Origin of the sequence: Moorena producens 3L, from assembly GCF_000211815.1 — a bacterium.
In the GTDB taxonomy this organism is placed as follows: Bacteria; Cyanobacteriota; Cyanobacteriia; order Cyanobacteriales; family Coleofasciculaceae; genus Moorena; species Moorena producens.
In genome coordinates this window covers 78,927-82,832 of record NZ_GL890820.1, presented here as the reverse complement: position 1 = coordinate 82,832, position 3,906 = coordinate 78,927, and the positions used below count along the sequence as shown (strand labels likewise).

Here is a 3,906-nt window from a genome sequence, read left to right as displayed (position 1 = left end):
GTGTGNGNGGNNNTCGCTGCTCCCTGCTCCCTAAAAGCCAGTAGGGCAAAACCTAACATCAACTAAACCCATTTGCCCTTGCTGTAGATAGTTTCCTCTGAATAAGATACGAATATCAGCAGCCAACGATAGAAGATTGAGGAGATCAACAATGGCATTTAGTTTTTCTAAGAAGCGACAAATTAAGGATGACAACCGTGATCTCAAAAGTGATATCAAAGAAGAAATCATCCGGGAATTATTACGACAAGTAAGACATAGTTACAACCTTGCTCTTGGTGTAACTGCGGCATCAGCGTTGATGACTTTATGTGGTGTCGGGCTTTTGTATATTGACAAAGTGTCGGAAGCAAGCTTGACAGCATCGGGCGGAGTTTTGGGGACTATTACTAGTGTCCAATTCGCGAAGGATTCAAAGGAAGAGTTAGAGGAAATGATGGAGAAGTTGTTAGATGAAACCTAAGCATTCAGCCGTCAGCTATCAGCCGTCAGCCGTTGGCCACAAGCCTTTAGCTGTTTCCGTAGCGCATTAGCTGATAGCTGAATGCTTACCTGACATCAGTACAAAAAAACGTAATAGGGGAGGCGATAACAATCAATTTTAGTACTGAAAGCATCAAATCTGATTATTTTTACCTGTTCGCTGTTCCATACTTTGAGTTTGACCCGGTGGGTGGAATGGGCATCTTGCCCGTTTCCGTGGAATGGGCATCTTGCCCGTTTCCTACTAACCCTACTCAATTCACCAACTTAGAACATTCTCGTTGGGTTACTTTATGGCGATAGCGAAACATTTGCTCTAATTGCAGCGTTACTAACCAACCAAACATATCTTCGACTAACGCTCCTCCTGGTAAGGCAAATTCAATGGAATCAGTTAGCCTAGTTTTCTGATCTTCTCGAATAAATTGATGGCGATGAACCCAATAGTCAAAGGGTCCTTCTTGTTGTTGATCACTGAAGAGTCGGTATTGCTCATACTCGGTATGAACAGCAATCCACTCTAAGGGAATTAGACCAAGAAAAATCCGAAATTCCGAAACTGCTCCAATCCCTAAACCCCCCTCACGACGGATCACCTGGATTGGTTGCCAGGGTGGAGTGAGCAGATCGAGAATATCATCTCGCTCATGAAAGGTCCAAACTATCTCAACTGGTGCATTGATCACAGTAGAATAGTTAAAGTGCAGCATTAGATACCCAGTTATATCAAGTCAGGTTGAATACCCATAATTATAGGGAGGGTGGGAAGTGTGGGGAGATGGGGAGATGGGGAGATTTTTATTAAGGGTAATTATCCCAACATGATATTAGACATAAATCTAAAACGCTGGTTTGGAGACTATAGCCTGTCAACCTGTCAACCTGTCAACCTGTCAACCTGTCAACCTGTCAACCTGTCAACTGATCAACCTGTCAACCTTCAACTGATCAACCTGTCAACCTTCAACTTGTCAACCTGTCAAGCTGTGAACGCGATTGACCGTAGGTCACGCTACGCGATCGCAAACTTAGAGCTGGTAACGAGAGTCACTCCAACCATAAATTGGGTCTCTTGGCTGCTCTTTTTGCCGATTTTTTCTGATCTGAGTTGCTCTAATCAGGGTTTGCCTGACAATACTGACCAGATTATACCATGTTATTTCTTTATTTTTGAGTAATTCCCGGATTCCTTGCAGAGCCAGTTTAGCCGCTAGAGATTCGGTTTCTTCTTGTGGTCTGATCGGTGTACAGAGTCTGATCGGGTCTCGTTGCACGGCAGCAAAGGCTTGACGCACAGTAGTAGTAATCTGCTGCCTTAGTTTTTTGTTACCCTTTAACTGCTGCTGACGCCTCCCCTCTTCACAGGAAGCATACAGAGGTGGTAAACGATTGAGGGCATAGGTAGCCACTTCTACATGGTTTATATACTTAGCTAGCTTCGGGGAAAGTCGAGACTTTTGACGCTCTACTTCCTGAGCCACTAAGATTTCCATGACATTTTGATAGGTTATTGCTTGATGTAATCGATGTGCTTCCATGACTTAACCAGTTAGATATTGCAATAAATAAAAAGCCCTTGACGAGTGGCTTGATCAAAGATGGCCATGTGAAAGACATTTTGTTCTGCCTACGCAAGAACCAGCTAGCCAAATACCCTACTTGGGGTCACCGTTTCTTAGTAACCAATTTTTTGAACTCCTGTTGGATTAGCTCTGAGCTTCTACTGCTGTAGTGAAGCACTTATAGATAGCTTTTATGTAAGCATTCAGCCGTCAGCTATCAGCTATCAGCTTTTAGCTATCAGCGTGTCGCGTATCAGCTTATGGGTTAGGTCCGATGCGTCGAAGCCTGTGCCACGCTACTTGAGGTGCTTTTGAATAAAACAGGTAACCATTTGTTTAATCTGAGTGAAATCACAGCGCTTGTGGCCTGTGCCAAAAAGCTGACGGCACCTCAAGCAGCGTAAGCCTTTGGCTGACCGCTGACCGCTGAACGCTGACCGCTGAACGCGCACGCGTGCGCGTAGCGCATATGCTTACGCTTTTATGTATCCTGTCAGGAACTCTCAACAATAGCTTTTTAGTATTTTTTTAGGTTTGAGCTTAACCCCACACCTAGCCAGGTGAGTCTGGTAACCACAATAATAACTGATCTTTTGCTTTCCGCCTATGATATCGATCACAGGCAAAAGCCACGGTTGCGTTCGCCATCCCAATGGTGAACCAGTCGCATTTTGTAGAAGAAATCTAGTACTAATTAGTAAGTACTGAGGGCTTGTTCAGAGTTTTTCCTTATTACTACAAATTACCTAGGATTGCTAAAGCGATAATCATGTGTTATAATTAGAGGGTTTGTTGATTTTTTTTTCGACGCTCGATAATCTTTTCAGATACTTCTAAATCGACCTGGACTTTTCTAATGGCTAGGTCTGCGGGTAATCCTCTAAGATACCAGCGGTATACCTTGGCTAAGGTAGAGTCATCAGCATCAGCCATAGCCGATGCGATCGCATTTTGAACAGAAGCAGGTACCATTTCCTTTAGGGTGGGTAATCGCTTGCTAGTAAACTCATCCCGACCACTTTTTAACTTAAGTAAATTTTTAAATTTAGCATTTTTTGCGTCCGCAATCAACTCAGAGATCTGGTTAGCAAGTTTTGGTACAGGTTGAACCTTGGGCAACTCAGAGAACTGGTCAGCAAGTTTTGGTAAAGAAGGTTGAACCTTGGGCAACCCAGTGGCTTTATTTCTTACAGCGCTAACCCCTTTGCGTTGATCCATAGCCTGATTCGCAGCGGCATCGGCTTCTGAATTCTGTGCTCGGGGAATCCACTCCAATTTAACAGAGTCAAACTGATTCAGAAGTGACTTAGCTTTTGTCCATAAGGGTCGTAAGTGGGGTGTTTTAACTCTCCAGGTACCTTTAAGCTGATTGATAACCAGTTGAGAATCTCCTTTTAGGACTACCTGCCCAGCACCGATTTCCAAGGCTTTCTCCAACCCAAGAATAGCTCCGTTATATTCGGCCTCATTGTTGGTAGCATGAGGGAAAAATTTACTAACGCTAATAGTTTGAGCTCCTGGTTGTTTAATAATAGCAGCAGCACCAGCTATTCCAGGATTCCCACGAGACCCCCCATCAAATAGGATCGTAAGCTTACTGTTAGTCTTCTTAGCTGTTAAGTTGACTGATTGGTTGTTCATCTAATATTCGTTCCTTCGCTTTTGCGTTCACGCAGCGGCTCCTACAGAGGATCGCAAAATACCTCTGAAGAAGGGAAGCATATATATATATATAAGGTAATAGACTCAACTAGCGTATGTGGGGTGTGGGGTGACCGGGTGTGGGGAGATGGGGAGATGGGGAGATGGGGAGATGGGGAGGTGGGGAGATGGGGAGATGGGGAGATGGGGAGATGGGGAG

The 3,906-nt window shown here is 44.3% G+C and carries 4 protein-coding genes; 1 reads left to right on the top strand and 3 read right to left on the bottom strand.

The genetic code is table 11. The features are described from left to right. Positions 1-151: 151 nt before the first annotated feature. Complete coding sequence (locus tag LYNGBM3L_RS01625; protein WP_008178243.1) at positions 152-463, top strand: TRADD-N-associated membrane domain-containing protein; 312 nt, start codon at positions 152-154, stop codon at positions 461-463. Between the two features lie 274 nt (positions 464-737). On the opposite strand, the gene LYNGBM3L_RS01620 is transcribed toward LYNGBM3L_RS01625, so the two are convergent. From LYNGBM3L_RS01620 to LYNGBM3L_RS35245, 3 genes are all read right to left on the bottom strand, one after another. Next, positions 738-1,193, bottom strand: coding sequence for an SRPBCC family protein (locus LYNGBM3L_RS01620; protein WP_008178241.1), 456 nt, complete (start codon positions 1,191-1,193; stop codon positions 738-740). 318 nt (positions 1,194-1,511) lie between these two features. Then, positions 1,512-2,021: a late competence development ComFB family protein gene (locus LYNGBM3L_RS01615; protein ID WP_008178239.1), complete on the bottom strand. Its 510-nt coding sequence runs from the start codon at positions 2,019-2,021 to the stop codon at positions 1,512-1,514. Positions 2,022-2,825: 804 nt separating this feature from the next. Then, positions 2,826-3,686 carry a ribonuclease HI family protein gene (locus tag LYNGBM3L_RS35245; protein WP_008178237.1) on the bottom strand — a complete coding sequence of 287 codons (861 nt, stop codon included), beginning with the start codon at positions 3,684-3,686 and terminating at the stop codon, positions 2,826-2,828. Positions 3,687-3,906 lie beyond the last annotated feature (220 nt).